Origin of the sequence: Mesorhizobium sp. B1-1-1 (genome assembly GCF_006442955.1) — a bacterium.
In the GTDB taxonomy this organism is placed as follows: domain Bacteria; phylum Pseudomonadota; class Alphaproteobacteria; order Rhizobiales; family Rhizobiaceae; genus Mesorhizobium.
Genome location: NZ_VFWW01000001.1, coordinates 33610 through 47847, shown reverse-complemented (window position 1 = coordinate 47847; position 14238 = coordinate 33610). Strand labels below are relative to the sequence as shown.

The following is a 14238-nucleotide window of genomic DNA, read 5'->3' as shown; positions in this document are numbered from 1 at the left end:
CGTTGATCGAATCCGGAATCCGGTGCGGCGAATTCAGGCCGCGCCGGTGCTCATTGCCCTCCGTCCGGAAGGAGGAAACCCTTTTCCGCCGGCCAGGTCAGCCAGACGGAATTGCCTTTGCTGAGTGCCGCGGCCGCGACCTCGTTCGGCACAGAGACGGTCACCTTCGCACCTTGGCGTGTCGTAAGGTCGAGTTTGGTCGCCGCGCCCAGATAGGTCGATCCGATCGCGGTGGCAGCTATGCCGTTCTCGCCTGCCGCCGCCTCGCGCGCTATCGACATATGTTCTGGCCGGATCGCCAGGATGGCATTGCCATCCACTGCTTCGGCGTTGCCGCGCAGCTTGATTGCCCGGTCTTCGCAGAGCGCGGTCGCGCCATGGTCGGCGACGCGCACGCCCTTCAGCGGCAGCATATTGATCTCGCCCAGGAACTCGGCGACGAAGCGGTTGGCGGGCCGGTCATAGACCTCGTCAGGCGCTCCGACCTGCAACAATTTGCCATGGTTGAAGATGGCGACACGCGAGGACAGCGCCAGCGCCTCGCTCTGGTCGTGGGTGACGAAGACGAAGGTGGTGCCGGTCTCCTGGTGCAGGCGCTTCATCTCGGCCTGCATCTGGCCGCGCAGGCTCTTGTCCAGCGCCGAGAACGGCTCGTCGAGCAAAAGCACGCCCGGCTCGAACACCAGCGCGCGGGCCAGCGCCACGCGTTGTTGCTGGCCGCCGGAAAGCTGCGCCGGCAGCTTCTTCTCGTGGCCGAGCAGACCGACGCGCTCTATCATCTCGCCGACGCTACGCTTGATTTCGGCGGCAGATTTCTTGCGCACCTTGAGGGGAAAGGCGATGTTTTGCTCGACGCTCATATGCGGGAAGAGCGCATAGCCCTGGAACACCATGCCGGCGGCGCGCTGCTCGGCCGGCCGGTCGGTAATATCGACGCCGTCGCTGAACAGGCGGCCCTCGCTGGGCTGCAGGAAGCCGGCCAGGATCATCAGGAAGGTGGTTTTGCCGGAGCCGGAGGGGCCAAGCAGCGTCAAAAACTCGCCGCGGCCGATATTGAGCGTCAGATTGTCCAGCGCACGGAACGAGCCGAAGCTCTTGCCGATCCCGTTCGCCTTGATCTCTGCGGCCCGGCCGGGTTGCTGCATCCTGCCTCTTCCTTGGTGGCTGGGAAATCGTAGGCAGCGCGAAGGCTCACCGCAACCGAATAGTTTTCGCCGGATCGGCAAATTTGATTCATCTATGGTGAATACCGGCGACGCTGGAGCCGCCGATTTCACCCCTCGTAGGGAGATCGGCTGATCTCAATATGTCCGCAGCCTGTTTTCCGATAGCTTCGATCTCAACCATCCCCCAAACGCCTCCAGCACAGGGTGACCCGCCTTGGCGTGCTCGGAAACCAGGAAATAGGAACGCGGCGACGGGATCGAGGTCTCGAACGGCTTGACCAGCCGGCCTTCACTCAGCGCCCGACGGCTGGTCAGCTCGTCCCCCATGGCGATGCCCTGGCCGGCAATCGCCGCCGAGAAAACGAGGTTCATGTCGGAAAAGAAGATGCCGCCCTCGGTGTCGGGGTTCTCGACCTTGGCCAGCGCCAGCCAGCGCGCCCAGTCCTCCGTATCGCCAAGATGCAGCAGGTTGGCGCGCAGGACGTCGGCCGGCTTGGAAAAGCCGCCCACTTTGTTGAGTAGCGTCGGGCTGCAGAGCGGCGTGAACGAGATTTCGCACAGCAGTTCCACCACGCGGTTCGGCCAGTTGCCGACGCCAAAGGCAATGAAGGCGTCGGCGTCCGGATTGCTGACGTCGTCGAGCCGCCGGGGCGTCAGTATGCTCAGCGCCACGTCCGGATACATCTGCCGGAACTCGCCGATATGGGTGCACAAGAACAGCGAGGCAAAGCCTGGTGTGCATGAGACTGCGAAGGAGCCGCCGACCCCGGTGCCGGCGTTTTGCGCCACCGCGTCGCCGAGCACGGTCAGCGCCTTGCGCACGTCCGCGGCATAGCGCTGGCCGCGCGGCGTCAGCGCCACGCCCTTGCCGATGCGCTCCAGCAGATCGAAGCCGAGGTCGCGTTCGAGCAAGCGCAATTGATGGCTGACCGCGCTGCGGGTGAGGTGCAATTCGTCAGCGGCGCGCCAGACGCTGCCATGACGGGCGAAACTGTCGAGGGCGCGCAGCGCCTGCGTCGATGGAATTCTCAAGAGGTGAACCGAATTTGCACGAACCGGGAAAACATATCACTTTTTGGCGAGCCGCTTCACTGCTTTCTTTGGCGCATGGAGAAACCGGTGACGACATCGGCGCAAGAAACCGCTCTTGCCTGCCTCGACGGCATCCAGCCGCTGCTGTCGGCCTGGACGCGCACCATCTTCGACTTCGGCGAGACCGCCTGGCGCGAGTACCAGTCGGCAGACTGGTACGTCGATTCGCTGAAGCGCGAGGGGTTTTCGGTCGAGGAAGGCTCCGCCGGCATGCCGACGGCCTTCTGCGCCCACTGGACCAATGGGGACGGTCCGACCATCGGCATGTATGCCGAATATGACGCCGTGCCCGGCAACTGCCAGGACGCTGCCACGGTGAAGCGGCCCCGCCCAGGGCTCGGCTCCGAAGCCGGCGGCCATACCGATCCGCACTCGGGCCTGGGCATGGCCAGCCTGGGCGGTCTGCTCGCCACAAAGGCCGCCATGCAGCGCCACGGCATTGCAGGCACGCTGCGCTTCACCGGCGAGCCGGCGGAGAAGGTGCGCGGCTCGAAACCGATCCATGCAGCCAAAGGCTATTATGACGGCCTTGCCGGCATGATCTCATTCCATCCCTTCTACATGCTGCCGCTCTGCAACACTGCGCGCTGGGACACCCATTGCGGCGCTGCCTACGCGATGATCTATCGCTTCATCTGCGATGAGCCCGAGAATTGGGCACGCGCCGCCGGCGACGGCGCCCCGATCCCGCAGGCACATTCGGCGGTTCGCGCGCCCGGCGCCAACGACGCGCTGATGACGATGTACATGGCCTCCAAGGCGCTGCGCGATTCCATGCTGCCGCACCAGGGCGGCTGGTCGATCAGCGAGGCGATCCTGACGGCGGGCCAGGCCACCGCCGACAATCTGCCGGCAGGCCTTGCCGAGATCCAGTACATGATCCGTGTTCCGACCATCGCCATGGCCGAGCAGGTCACCGCCGTGCTCGACCGAAACGCCTCGGCCGCCGCCGCGATCAGCGGCTGCCGCTACGAACGGCACTGGGTTTCGAAGTCGCGGCCGGGGCTGGCCAATCATGCCATGGCCGGGATCGCCTATGAGGCGTTGGCGAGCGTCGGCCCGCCCCGCTGGGACGAGGCGGCGAAGAAGATCGCCCGCGAGATCCAGGTCAATGTCGGTGGGGTGGCGAGCGAAAACCCCTTCATCGACGAGCTGGAGCGGCTGATTGCACCACAGGAGGCAGAGGCGATCCTGCGCCGCGACCTGCCGCCGTCGCAGGTGAACTCGACCTCGGACGACTACACCGATATGAGCTGGCACGCGCCGACGGCGCGTTTCTATGTCGCCCGCCCTGCCCTGCGTTCGGCAAACGGTCATGTTTTTCCAGCCTGGGCGATGAACGCGCTGGGTGGCATCCCGGCGACCATCGACCCGATGGTCATCTGCGCGGCGAAGACCGTCGCGCTATCCGCCCTTCGCCTGCTGGAAGACAAGGCCGCGCGCGACATGGCGATGGACGAGTTCGTCACCCGAACCGGCGGCGGCATTGGCGGTTCGACCTGGATCGCGCCGCTCTGCGACTACGATCCGCCCATCAACTTCCGCTGGCCGGAATATGTCACCACGCCGCGCGGCCGCGACTGGTGGATACCAAGCAAGCAATGACCGCAAACGCCCATACGAGGAGAACCGCATGACCGTTCATGACCGCATCATCGCCGAGCCGTTTTCGCTGCAGCGCCGCAACCCAGCCGGCGGCACCAAGCCGCTGACATCATGGGGTTTCGCCAACGAGACCGACGTCTTGACCGACGTGCTGCTCGGCTCGCCCAATTTCCTGCGCCATCTCTCGACCAGCTCCCTGTCGCGCAAGCACCTGCGCGAGGCGCCCTGCAACATCCAGATCGCGCAGGCACAACACAAGGATCTGGTCGCGGCCTACGAGCATTTCGGCGTCAACATCCACTGGCACGAGCCGACGCCGGAGCTGCCGATGCAGGTCTACTCCCGCGATTCCAGCGTAATGACGCCCTACGGCGCCATCATCACCGCCATGGCCAATTGGTGGCGGCGCGGCGAGAATTACGCCGCCATCCGCACCTATGAAAAACTCGGCATCCCGATCTATGACATGGTCACCGCGGGCACCTTCGAGGGCGGCGATTTCAACGTCATCGAGGACGGCGTGGTGCTGATCGGCTGCGGCGGCGCCCGCACGCAGGAAGAAGGCGCCCGGCAGGTGCAGGCCTGGTTCGAAAAAGAGGGTTGGGAAACACGAATCGCCTTCATCGACGAGTACTATGTCCATATCGACCTGATGGTGGTGCCGATCGCGGAAAAGCTCACCGCCGTCTGCCTCGCCTGCGCCGAGCCGGGGATCGTCGACTGGCTGAGGGGCAAAGGGCACGAGATCATCGACGTGCCGTTCCAGGACACGATGGCGCTCGGCTGCAACTTCATGTCGCTGGGCAAGGACAGGGTGATCGCGCCGACATCCAGCCAGTCGCTGATCGGTCAACTCAAGGCGCGCGGCTTCGAAGTGGCGGCCGTCGACATGAGCGAGATCTCCAAGACCGGCGGCGGCATCCACTGCATGGCGCAGGCGTTGAAGCGCGAGGCGGCCTGAGCCCGGAACGGCAACCCCATCTTCACCCGCCTGATCAGCGTCAGGCGGGTGAATGGCGGTTTGTACCGCCCCCATCAACAAACCCTGCAGGTGTGTCCTCGCCACCCTTGTGGGCGTCCGCAAATGGATGAATAGTCAGGGCGGCGTCGCCCTGAAACTGCCCGCTTGGTTTTCAGGCCGCGCCATAGCCGTCCGGGTTTTTGAATGGTCAGTCCTGAACCACGCAAGAGAAGAGGTGCGATCGCCGCCCGGCTGCTGGCGCTCGACGCATGGATCGATTCTTCTCTCTACGAGATCGGGTTCAAGGCGCGCCAGTTCTGGGAGGGCGCGACGATTTTCTCCCGGCGTTTCCGCGTCAACGGCTGGCGCCGTGGCATCGTCGAGCTTTTGAGCGAAGGTTTCACGCTTGGCGCCGGCGGCATCGTCGTCATGCTGGCGCTGGCTATTCCCGCCTTCCAGGACACGGCCGGCGACTGGCGCGCCCAGGGCGACTTCGCCGTTACCTTCCTCGACCGTTATGGCGACGAGATCGGCCAGCGCGGCATCATCCAGCGCGATTCCGTGCCGGTCGACGAAATGCCGGACCACGTCATCAAGGCGGTGCTTGCCACCGAGGACCGGCGCTTCTTCGACCATTACGGCATCGACGTTCTCGGCCTGTCGCGCGCAATCTTCGAAAATGTGCGGGCAAACTCGGTCGTCCAGGGCGGCTCCAGCATCACGCAGCAGCTGGCCAAGAACCTGTTCCTGACCAATGAGCGCACCTTCGAGCGCAAGATCAAGGAAGCCTTCCTGTCGCTGTGGCTCGAAGCCAATCTGTCGAAGAAGGAAATCTTGCAGCTCTATCTCGACCGCGCCTATATGGGCGGCGGCACGTTCGGCATCGAGGCGGCGGCGGACTTCTATTTCGGCAAGAGCGTCAAGGACCTCAATCTCGCCGAGGCGGCGATGCTTGCAGGCCTGTTCAAGGCGCCGACCAAATACGCGCCGCACATCAACCTGCCGGCGGCGCGCGCGCGCGCCAATGTGGTGCTGTCCAATCTCGTCGATTCCGGCTTCATGACCGAGGGCCAGGTGCTGCAGGCAAGGCTGCATCCGGCCGATGTCGTCGACCGCGGCGAACAGAAGAGCCCCGATTATTTCCTCGACTGGGCCTTCGACGAGGTCAAGAAGATCGCCAAGCCCGGGCAGCACTCGCTGGTGGCGCACACCACCTTCGACGCCAACATCCAGAAGGCGGCAGAAGAGTCGGTGGAGTTCCACCTGCGCCAGTTCGGCAAGGAGTACAACGTCACCGAAGGCGCCGTGGTGGTCATCGAGACCAACGGCGCGGTGCGCGCGATCGTCGGCGGCCGCGACTATGGCGCCAGCCAGTTCAACCGCGCCACCAAGGCACTGCGCCAGACCGGCTCCTCCTTTAAGCCCTACGTCTATGCAACGGCGATGGAGCACGGCTTTACGCCGAATTCGATCGTATCAGGCGGGCCGATCAGCTGGGGCAACTGGTCGCCGCACAATTACGGTGGCGAGTCGGCGGGCAAGGTCCCGCTGATCGTGGCCATGGCCAAGTCGATCAATACCGTGCCCGTGCGGCTTGCCAAGGATTATCTCGGTATCGGGCCGATCAAGGCGATGGCGGAATCGTTCGGCGTGGAATCGCCGCTCGAAGCGCACAAGACCATGGTGCTCGGCACCTCGGGCATGACAGTGATGGACCAGGCGACGGGCTACAGCGTGTTCGCGCAGAACGGCTTTGTCGGCTCCAGGCATGGGATCACGCAGCTCGTCACCCGCACCGGCGAGGTGGTCTACGATTTCGCCAAGGATGCGCCGCCGCCGCATCGCGTGCTGTCCGAGCAGGCGCTGAAATCGATGAACACCATGCTTGTCGCGGTACCGGCGATGGGTACCGCCAGGCGCGCGCAGATCCCCAACATCGTCGTCGCCGGCAAGACCGGCACGACGCAATCCTACCGCGATGCCTGGTTCGTCGGCTTCACCGGCAACTACACGGCGGCCGTCTGGCTGGGCAACGACGATTTCACGCCGACCAAGAACATGACAGGCGGCTCGCTGCCGGCGATGGTGTGGCAGCGGCTCATGGTCTATGCGCATCAGAACATCGACCTCAAGCCTATCCCCGGCATCGACAAGCCCTTCGTCGACGAGGAGATCGCGGCCAAGGCCGCGGAAGCGCAGAAGAAGAGCGAGGAACAGGCAGCGGCCGATGCCGCCGCCGAACGGCCGCCGGTGCTGTCCAGCCGGACGACACAGACGCTCAGGGACATGACCCACCTGTTCGAAACGGCGCGCAGGCTCGGTGCATCTGCTCCGCCCGAAACGCTGTCGGCGCTGTGATCGCGGCGCCTCTTCCCTTCTGTCTTCGGGAAGATGGAAAAGCCACACCTTGCGAATCCGCGTCCTGCGGCTTGCCACACGACCCCGCGCCGCGATATCCCCGAGCGGCAATTCTTCATGCGCCCGGCCTTTCATGCTCAAGAACGCCTTCCTGACGCTGCTTTCGCTTGCCATAGCCATCGGCGGCGGCGGCGCCAGCGTCTGGTATGCGCTGAAAATGCAGGACGGCGTCGGGGCGATCAGGATCGGCCAGTGGACCGCCTTTCCCGACATCGGTACACCCGCAGCCGACCCCTATTCCAAGGCCCGCGTGGCGCGCGAGGGCGTGCTCGCGCTTGGCCGCGCCGAAGGGCTGTCCTTTGTCGCCGAGGACGACGCAGCTGGCGGAGAGCTCAGGCGCGAATGTACCTACACGATCGAAGGCGGATTTCCGACCGCCCGATTCTGGACCCTCTATGCCGCCGACCAATCGCTCGGCGTGGTCGAGACCGGCAAATCGCGGCTTGCCGCGCTTCAATCCTATGGCGTGCTGCGCCGATCCGACAATTCGGTGCTCATTTCCGTCGGCCATCACCCGATGCCCGGCAATTGGCTGCTGACCGACGGTTCCGGCAGGATGTATTTCGTCTTGACATTCTACGACACGCCGATCGCCAGCAGCACCGGCCTGTCGGATGTGTCGCTGCCCAAGATCACCAAGGTCAGCTGCGATGCGTAGTGTCTATGCCGCGACGCGCAGACTTCTACATGCCGTCCTGCTCGGCCTCGTCGGCGCCGGCATCGTGCATATCGTCGTGCTGCTTCTGGTGCCTGAATTCTCGGAACGCGATGCCTGGTCACGGCTGTCGATGGCGTCGGATCTCTACCGGATGACCCGGCTCGATGCCGAGGCGGGCGGCGCGCCGGTGGTGAAATCGGTCGACCCGCTGTTTTATGCGACGGCTTGCCGGTTCGACCTCGATGAGGGAATGGTGAGGATCAGGGCGCCGGGCAATGTGCCCTTCTGGTCGGTGTCGGTCTATGACCGCAACGGCCACAACATCTATTCATTCAACGACCACACGGCGACCGGGAGCAAGCTGGATGCCGTGGTGCTGACGCCGGCGCAGATGATCGACATACGCAGGGACCTTCCCGAGGAGCTTCAGGGAGCGATCTTCGTCGAAGCGCCGATCGACGAGGGCATATTCGTCATCCGCAGCTTCGTGCCGGACGACAGCTGGAAGTCGATCGTGTCGCGCTTTCTGGAGCAGAGTTCGTGCGAGCTGCAGGACTTTTAGACGGCGGCCCGGACAGTCAGCATCACAACAATCAAGGGCGGTGCCGCAGGGATGATTCCCGCCTCGGCCTCAAGAACGTTCAGTGGTGCGGCACTGGCGTGCGTGGCGATCCCGGCTTGTCAGGGCCGGCAGGCCGCGCTTCCCCCGCGGCGGACCGCTCATAGCGGATACCGGGAAAGATGATCACCGCCGCCGGTATTTCGGTGGTTTGCTTTGCTCGATTGGTCGGTGCCGTTCTCGGCACGAAAGACAGTACCATGCCCATGGTTCGCGTATTCCTCTCGGTTGCCCCGGAGCACAACGCAACGCCTCCAAATATCATTAAGGCCGGCAGAGGGTTAACGGAGCGTTAAAATAATGGGTTGATTTTTCAGCTAAATTCGCTGGCAGTGCCTAAACGTTTTGCCCGAAACCTAAAACGCCCGCGCCCGGTCTGGTCGGTCTCTGTATCAACCAGACCGTTTTGCTTTTAGGCTCTGCGGGGAAGTTTTTCCGCCAAAGGTTCCAGACCGGCTGCAAGGTCCGGGAGGCCCGTGACCCCTTGGAACAGGGCCATCACCCGTTCGGCAATTTCGTCGCGTTGGGTCCCTGCTGATATCCGGTGCACAGTGCAGTAGTCATCGAGTGAGGCTCCAGCCCCGACGGGCGAAAGGCGACCGGCAACGATATGGGTGAAGCCTGGTATCAAGGCGCACATCAAACACCGTCGCGGTGACGATAAATTGCGTCACGCTACGCTTCAGGATTTTTGGGGCGAGTAGTCACTTTGAGGCTGAAGATCGCCTTAAATTTCTCTCCAAACGTTGGCTGGGGTTGAAACCCACTTAGCCAGTCGTCGTACTCCTTCGAATCTGGAATCAGCCGCTGGGCTTTTTCAGACGAGTAGTCAGCTTCTGCGATCTTCGGCAACGGCCTGAAAACACGATATCTATTTCTACGAACTGTGTTGCCGTGTTCATTAAGAGCTTTGGAAAGGAGCATGCTGAAAAAGATACAATCGTTGCAGTATATCTCGATGGCAAAAAGTGTCTGCTTGTACGTTTCATCCGCGCCATTTGAAGTATGAACACCGAGGTAGCGAATCGTCACTTCGTCATGGCTCATCGCTGGTCCCTCATACCATCTCCGCACCAGTTCGTTTCTGAACGCTATCGAGGTGTTGAGGGCATCAATTCCTTTATTTATTTCGATGACTAGATTCAGTGTCTTCGTATCTAAGCTTAGCTTTTCGAAGACGACGGCTTCCAGTCGCTCTATCGGCACCTTTGATATCGGCAACGTATGCAATTCCGTTTGACAGTGAAATTTCTCAATTTGTGGGTCCGGTTCAGCTGCGTGAAGCTTCTCAAGAAAGGCCAAGAAGCTTTTTTCGGTCTCGCGAAACCGCTCTAACATTCCGATCAGATGCTGTTTTTTAAGAGACATGAAGGTGTTGCCGATGGCGAAACAGAGCGCTTGCGCTTCGTTCACCGCTCTCAATGTGGCTAACAATTCTTTCCGTTGATCGCGACGCAAAATCGCAACCTGTGCTCCCCAAGAGCCGGCGAATGCTGCAGCCACACCAACAACCGATGGGACAAAATTGGGACTGGAATAGAGATAGTGCCAAAGGTTCGTCAGTTGACTCATCGAAAATTGTCTCCCCTTGACGCTCTTTCGTCTGAGGAGCTGGTGGAGTCAATGAGCCTGTTGGAATCAGACTTTGTTTACTTGCTAATGGAACCCAACAACCACAGTCAGCTTAAGTGTGATGAGCACACGCGGTACAAATTCCTCGACGAGTGGTTGTCCACCAAGGTTCATGCAACAGCCGATATGATTTCGGTTGCCGAACTGACCGAGCAGCTATTTGAGGATGGAAAGGCGTCAGGGATTACCAGCAGCGAAATTGAGGAAGGCACTGGCAGCGTTTACGAAGCCATCCTTGATGCCATCATGATGCTGGTGTGACGGACTAAAACAAGGTTATTCCTTGAGCGCGTCTTCGTCCCGCTTTAAATTGCTGCTGACTGCGGAAATTGATTCCACGTCCTACCATCAAGGACTCGCCCTGTTCGCTTTTTATTGACTCCGCCCCATTGCTTGAAGTGGAACGCGACATCAGCATCTACGCATTGATCCCGGATCGAGCGCACCCACGCTGGATCCATCGGACGAGCGCTAGGACCGCTTTCGCCTCCAGCAATGGCCCAATCGATCCCCGACAAATTAAGTGAACCTAGATCGCCGACGAGGGGCTCTAGGCTCAGGAATTTTACTGCTGCGGGAGTGCGGCGCAAATCATCAATCCGGTTGACGTATTGGTGGTTCTCTACACTCACTCCCATCCACACGTTAGCGGGCCACTCAAGCCCGTCAGCAACTTCTAGGAGCCGTTTCGAACGCTTTGTAAGAACTTGAAACGTGTGCTGCGGACAGTCTTTCATCACCTTGAAGACTTTGCCAATGAACTCGATGGGAATACCCTCGTGGAATAAGTCAGACATGGAATTAACGAATATCATTCGTCCAGTCTTCCAAGAGTGTGGGATCGTCAGCGCATGCTCATCTACGCGTACAGTTCCGTTCCATTTGGCCCGGCCCCCGCTCCGCCTTGTGAGCGCCCGATATTTCGCTTGGCCCATCAAATCTAAGCGTTCCGCCATTCTCATGGCATAGCAATTCGTGCAGCCCGGCGACACGATGGTGCACCCTGCGACGGGGTTCCACGTAGCCTCGGTCCACTCAATCCGTGAGTTATTGGCCATCTACTTCTTAACCTTGGGAAAACTGACCATCAGACGGTCGGCGAATGAGTTGCTACGGCGAGGTTTGCCATCTGGGTCGACGACCGAAACGTCGCCGGCATCTTCAAGTTTTTTCAAAACGTCTTTGTAATTCTTGCTCAGATATGGCCGACCAACACTATGGCTCTCGTAGATGTCGAGCATGGACACTGTTCTGCCCGCATATTCCTTTTTCAGTAAACCTTCCAGGTCATCGAGCGGGCGCGTAAGCTCGAACAATAGCGGCATTGAGCTATCGGCAGGCGAATACGCGAAAGATGCGACTCCTTGATCCGCTTTCGAGCTTGCGGATGCCATGATCCCCTTCATCGTCGCATATCCCTTGAAGCTCTTCGACACGAAGACCAAATGATGCGTCAGCCGCCCCTTGTCGTTTCGGAAACGGAACGGCAGGACAAACTTCCCACCCATCTCAGTCAGAGCCTGCGTCAACTCTTCGAGTATCATCTGCTCTCGAAGCGCTGGCTTCACCCCTTCCACGTTCTTCCTGAGCTCGGCCGCTCGATCGTCGCCAAAAAGCGCCGCCATGTGACTTTGAACCATGGGGTTGGAGATACCGAGGCTGATACGATTGTAGTTGAAGAAAAACACACAGTCGCAGCCCCAATCCTTAATGACCCCGTTTACAAGACGTAGCGACAGTCCTTTGTATCCGAAAGGATCGAGGAACGTAAACGAAGGTATAAGCTTCGTGGTCGCGAAATACTCCTCGGCGTCATGGTCTACTGCGTTGCAATTCACCTCTGGTTTATACTTTAATTTTTCAATTCCTAGCAGTGCATCGATTTCCGACTGCAAAGTCTGGGTATTGTTGACGTCCATATCGTTGAACAGTGCAACCAAGGCACCGCTGAGGCTGGGGTTTTCTATCGCTTTTTGAAGCACCAGCAGCGGAGTTGAAGCCGCCCCGTCCTTGTATCGACCGGGGCCGGCGTAAAGATCGATATAGGCTATCTTGCCGCCACCGTATCGCTGAGCGGTCGGCAGAATGATATTTGCCCAGGTTGCGAAATATTTTTGAATAATCTCCGCCTTGACTGCTGACTGGTCGCCGCGCTCTTCAAAGAATTTTTTACTCATGCCTACCGCCAAATGTATTTGACTCGGTAAGCTATCGTAGAGACCGGATGTCATAGCGCGCAATAGAATATTACGAGAACGTGCGCAGCCCTTCCCCACTATCGTGGGGTGTACGTTAGAAAGTACTGTCGGAGCATGCCGCAACTCTCGGCGTTGTAGCTGGAGGTCATCGTCGTTCATGCGTGCATAGATCGCACGAACTGTCTTGGCGAGCAAGGAAAATGTTCCTCTTTTGTTCGCGTGAAATACGATCCAATCGGCACGCCGGGCAAGGCGACCCGGCACAACATGCTAAGCTTTAGCGTTACTTTTTCTTCAAATACGGGTCGCTGTTAAGGCCGGCAGAGGGTTAACGGAGCGCTAACGGATCCCGGCTAAATTGATCTTTGTTCTAAGGTCAGGACATCCTGACCGAGGCAATCGCGAAACCGACACGGTTCCGGTCGAGCATGGTCAAGCGTGTATAGAGTATCGGGCGTATCCCTCGTGTCATCTTCGGACTTCAGGCAAATCGCGGCAGGGACGGAATCAGGAAAGGCCGAAAGGCTGTTCCGCGCAGCGGTGTCTGCGTTCTGCTCGCTCACCCGGCCATCCCGCCGTGAAATTGGCCAGCTCGAAGATCTGACGCTGCCGCTGTTCGACAACGTGTCCGCCGAATCGCGCCGCTACGTGGCGGCGGCCCTCTCTGAATGCGAATATGCTCCGGCCGGGCTGGTGCGGCGCCTGTGCGAGGAGCCGGTGGGCATCGCCGCCCCCTTGCTCATCCGCTCGCGCGCAGTCAGTGACATCGACCTCATTGCGCTGATCGGCCGGCACGGGCTGCCGCATGCGCGCGCGATCGCGCGCCGCAAGAACCTTAATCCGACTATCGCCGATCTGATCAGGGCACTGGAAAGGCCGACGCTGGTGCGGGTGCGCGATCCGGAAGCGGAAGCCTCTCCGGCACAAACCGCTCCCTCGAAGGCGCCGGCCGCCGACAGCGCGGCGAAGCAGCAGACGCCGGGCGTTGGTGCCGAAAATGCGCGGCGCAGACTGCGCTCCATGATGCGGACCGGCGAGGAGGCGCAGGCGGCGCAGGTCGATCCGTTCACCGGAGCCGACACCTATGCCAAATTGCGCGAGACGGCGCTGACCGGAAACGCCGCCTTCTTCCAGACCGCGCTCGCCGATGCGCTCGATATCGATTTCTCGACGGCCAGGTTGCTGACGGCGAACCAGAATTACATGCCGCTGCTGGCGGCGCTGCGCTCGCTCGACCTCAGCGAGGACCGGGCATTCCTGATCACGGTTGCCGTCTACTCCCGCGAGTTTCCACATCCGCAGGCGATCCGAACCTTCCTCGATCGCTACCGGCTCCTGCACCGCGACGCGGCGCTGGACAAGGTGCGGGAATGGAAGGCCGTGACCCTGTCCGATGTGGTTCGCGACGCCGCCCCCACCAACAGCGCCAGCCGCGAGGCGTCGAACAGTGACGATGCAGCGGCCTTCCCTGGCCTCAGGACATCTTCACGGAAATAAGCTCCTCGACAGGAACAGCGCCGGCCTCGATCTCAACCACCCAGATGTCGGGATCGAATTTCTTCTCGCGTTCCAGCCTGGCGTCCAGCACCGAAGCATCGGCGGCGGTGGCGAGAAGGCTAAAGAAACGGTCGTCGGGCTTGGCCGAATCGTAGCTCGTCTGTGGCGCCGGCCCATAGAGAGCGATTTCACCAAGCCGGCTCCGCGTCAGGACGAACACGGCGCCGGCTTCGGTCGCGCCGCGCTTGACCACGGCGGCAAACCCGCCCGCGCCGAAAACCCGACGCAACAGGGCCGATACCCAGAGATCCGTGGTCACGCGCATGAGAAAAGTCCGGACAGCATGCGGGCTATCTATCGGTATTTACACCGCTGGGCGAGCCGTTGTTTGC

General features: G+C 60.9%; 13 protein-coding genes. 7 read left to right on the top strand and 6 right to left on the bottom strand.

Going from position 1 to position 14238, the window contains the following annotated elements:
- Positions 1 to 50: 50 nt before the first annotated feature.
- Positions 51 to 1145, bottom strand: a complete 1095-nt coding sequence (locus FJ986_RS00230) for an ABC transporter ATP-binding protein (RefSeq protein WP_140494713.1) — start codon at positions 1143 to 1145, stop codon at positions 51 to 53.
- A 156-nt stretch (positions 1146 to 1301) separates the two neighbouring features.
- Positions 1302 to 2198 (bottom strand): LysR substrate-binding domain-containing protein, encoded by an 897-nt coding sequence (locus FJ986_RS00225; protein WP_140553936.1) that lies wholly within the window; start codon positions 2196 to 2198, stop codon positions 1302 to 1304.
- 75 nt (positions 2199 to 2273) lie between these two features.
- Between FJ986_RS00225 and FJ986_RS00220 the strand changes: the two genes are divergently transcribed.
- The 5 genes from FJ986_RS00220 to FJ986_RS00200 all read left to right on the top strand — a co-directional run bounded on the left by FJ986_RS00220 (position 2274) and on the right by FJ986_RS00200 (position 8462).
- Entirely contained in the window at positions 2274 to 3863 is a 1590-nt protein-coding gene (locus FJ986_RS00220; protein ID WP_181181837.1) for an amidohydrolase, read from the top strand.
- 28 nt (positions 3864 to 3891) lie between these two features.
- Positions 3892 to 4824: a dimethylarginine dimethylaminohydrolase family protein gene (locus tag FJ986_RS00215; RefSeq protein WP_140673091.1), complete on the top strand. Its 933-nt coding sequence runs from the start codon at positions 3892 to 3894 to the stop codon at positions 4822 to 4824.
- A 204-nt stretch (positions 4825 to 5028) separates the two neighbouring features.
- A complete protein-coding gene (locus tag FJ986_RS00210; RefSeq protein WP_140494725.1) occupies positions 5029 to 7182 on the top strand; it encodes a penicillin-binding protein 1A in 2154 nt (717 codons plus the stop codon).
- Between the two features lie 133 nt (positions 7183 to 7315).
- Positions 7316 to 7900: a DUF1214 domain-containing protein gene (locus tag FJ986_RS00205; RefSeq protein WP_140673089.1), complete on the top strand. Its 585-nt coding sequence runs from the start codon at positions 7316 to 7318 to the stop codon at positions 7898 to 7900.
- Positions 7893 to 8462 (top strand): DUF1254 domain-containing protein, encoded by a 570-nt coding sequence (locus tag FJ986_RS00200; protein ID WP_140629392.1) that lies wholly within the window; start codon positions 7893 to 7895, stop codon positions 8460 to 8462. The genes FJ986_RS00205 and FJ986_RS00200 overlap by 8 nt, the downstream gene beginning before the upstream one ends.
- 732 nt (positions 8463 to 9194) lie before the next feature.
- Here the strand turns inward: FJ986_RS00200 and FJ986_RS00190 are convergent.
- A complete protein-coding gene (locus tag FJ986_RS00190) occupies positions 9195 to 10091 on the bottom strand; it encodes a hypothetical protein (protein WP_140673087.1) in 897 nt (298 codons plus the stop codon).
- Between the two features lie 51 nt (positions 10092 to 10142).
- Between FJ986_RS00190 and FJ986_RS00185 the strand changes: the two genes are divergently transcribed.
- Positions 10143 to 10412, top strand: a complete 270-nt coding sequence (locus FJ986_RS00185) for a hypothetical protein (protein WP_246670983.1) — start codon at positions 10143 to 10145, stop codon at positions 10410 to 10412.
- Between the two features lie 44 nt (positions 10413 to 10456).
- Here FJ986_RS00185 and FJ986_RS00180 read toward each other — a convergent pair whose 3' ends face one another.
- Both FJ986_RS00180 and FJ986_RS00175 read right to left on the bottom strand, forming a co-directional pair.
- Positions 10457 to 11209 (bottom strand): phage Gp37/Gp68 family protein, encoded by a 753-nt coding sequence (locus FJ986_RS00180; RefSeq protein WP_140655868.1) that lies wholly within the window; start codon positions 11207 to 11209, stop codon positions 10457 to 10459.
- The gene (locus FJ986_RS00175; RefSeq protein ID WP_140673085.1) at positions 11210 to 12328 is read right to left on the bottom strand and encodes a three-Cys-motif partner protein TcmP; all 1119 of its coding nucleotides are present in this window, start codon (positions 12326 to 12328) and stop codon (positions 11210 to 11212) included. It abuts the gene before it with no gap.
- A gap of 486 nt (positions 12329 to 12814) precedes the next feature.
- Between FJ986_RS00175 and FJ986_RS00170 the strand changes: the two genes are divergently transcribed.
- Positions 12815 to 13846: a hypothetical protein gene (locus FJ986_RS00170; RefSeq protein WP_140629390.1), complete on the top strand. Its 1032-nt coding sequence runs from the start codon at positions 12815 to 12817 to the stop codon at positions 13844 to 13846.
- Here the strand turns inward: FJ986_RS00170 and FJ986_RS00165 are convergent.
- Positions 13824 to 14171 (bottom strand): DUF1491 family protein, encoded by a 348-nt coding sequence (locus tag FJ986_RS00165; RefSeq protein WP_140494737.1) that lies wholly within the window; start codon positions 14169 to 14171, stop codon positions 13824 to 13826. The two genes, FJ986_RS00170 and FJ986_RS00165, sit on opposite strands and share 23 nt — an antisense overlap.
- Between the last annotated feature and the right edge of the window lie 67 nt (positions 14172 to 14238).

Excerpts from the sequence above, each read along its gene's own strand:
- FJ986_RS00230 (WP_140494713.1), bottom strand. The coding sequence starts at position 1,145 with ATGCAGCAACCCGGCCGGGCCGCAGAGATCAAGGCGAACGGGATCGGC.
- FJ986_RS00220 (WP_181181837.1), top strand. The coding sequence starts at position 2,274 with ATGGAGAAACCGGTGACGACATCGGCGCAAGAAACCGCTCTTGCCTGC.
- FJ986_RS00215 (WP_140673091.1), top strand. The coding sequence starts at position 3,892 with ATGACCGTTCATGACCGCATCATCGCCGAGCCGTTTTCGCTGCAGCGC.
- FJ986_RS00210 (WP_140494725.1), top strand. The coding sequence starts at position 5,029 with ATGGTCAGTCCTGAACCACGCAAGAGAAGAGGTGCGATCGCCGCCCGG.
- FJ986_RS00205 (WP_140673089.1), top strand. The coding sequence starts at position 7,316 with ATGCTCAAGAACGCCTTCCTGACGCTGCTTTCGCTTGCCATAGCCATC.
- FJ986_RS00200 (WP_140629392.1), top strand. The coding sequence starts at position 7,893 with ATGCGTAGTGTCTATGCCGCGACGCGCAGACTTCTACATGCCGTCCTG.
- FJ986_RS00190 (WP_140673087.1), bottom strand. The coding sequence starts at position 10,091 with ATGAGTCAACTGACGAACCTTTGGCACTATCTCTATTCCAGTCCCAAT.
- FJ986_RS00185 (WP_246670983.1), top strand. The coding sequence starts at position 10,143 with ATGAGCCTGTTGGAATCAGACTTTGTTTACTTGCTAATGGAACCCAAC.
- FJ986_RS00180 (WP_140655868.1), bottom strand. The coding sequence starts at position 11,209 with ATGGCCAATAACTCACGGATTGAGTGGACCGAGGCTACGTGGAACCCC.
- FJ986_RS00175 (WP_140673085.1), bottom strand. The coding sequence starts at position 12,328 with ATGAGTAAAAAATTCTTTGAAGAGCGCGGCGACCAGTCAGCAGTCAAG.
- FJ986_RS00165 (WP_140494737.1), bottom strand. The coding sequence starts at position 14,171 with ATGCGCGTGACCACGGATCTCTGGGTATCGGCCCTGTTGCGTCGGGTT.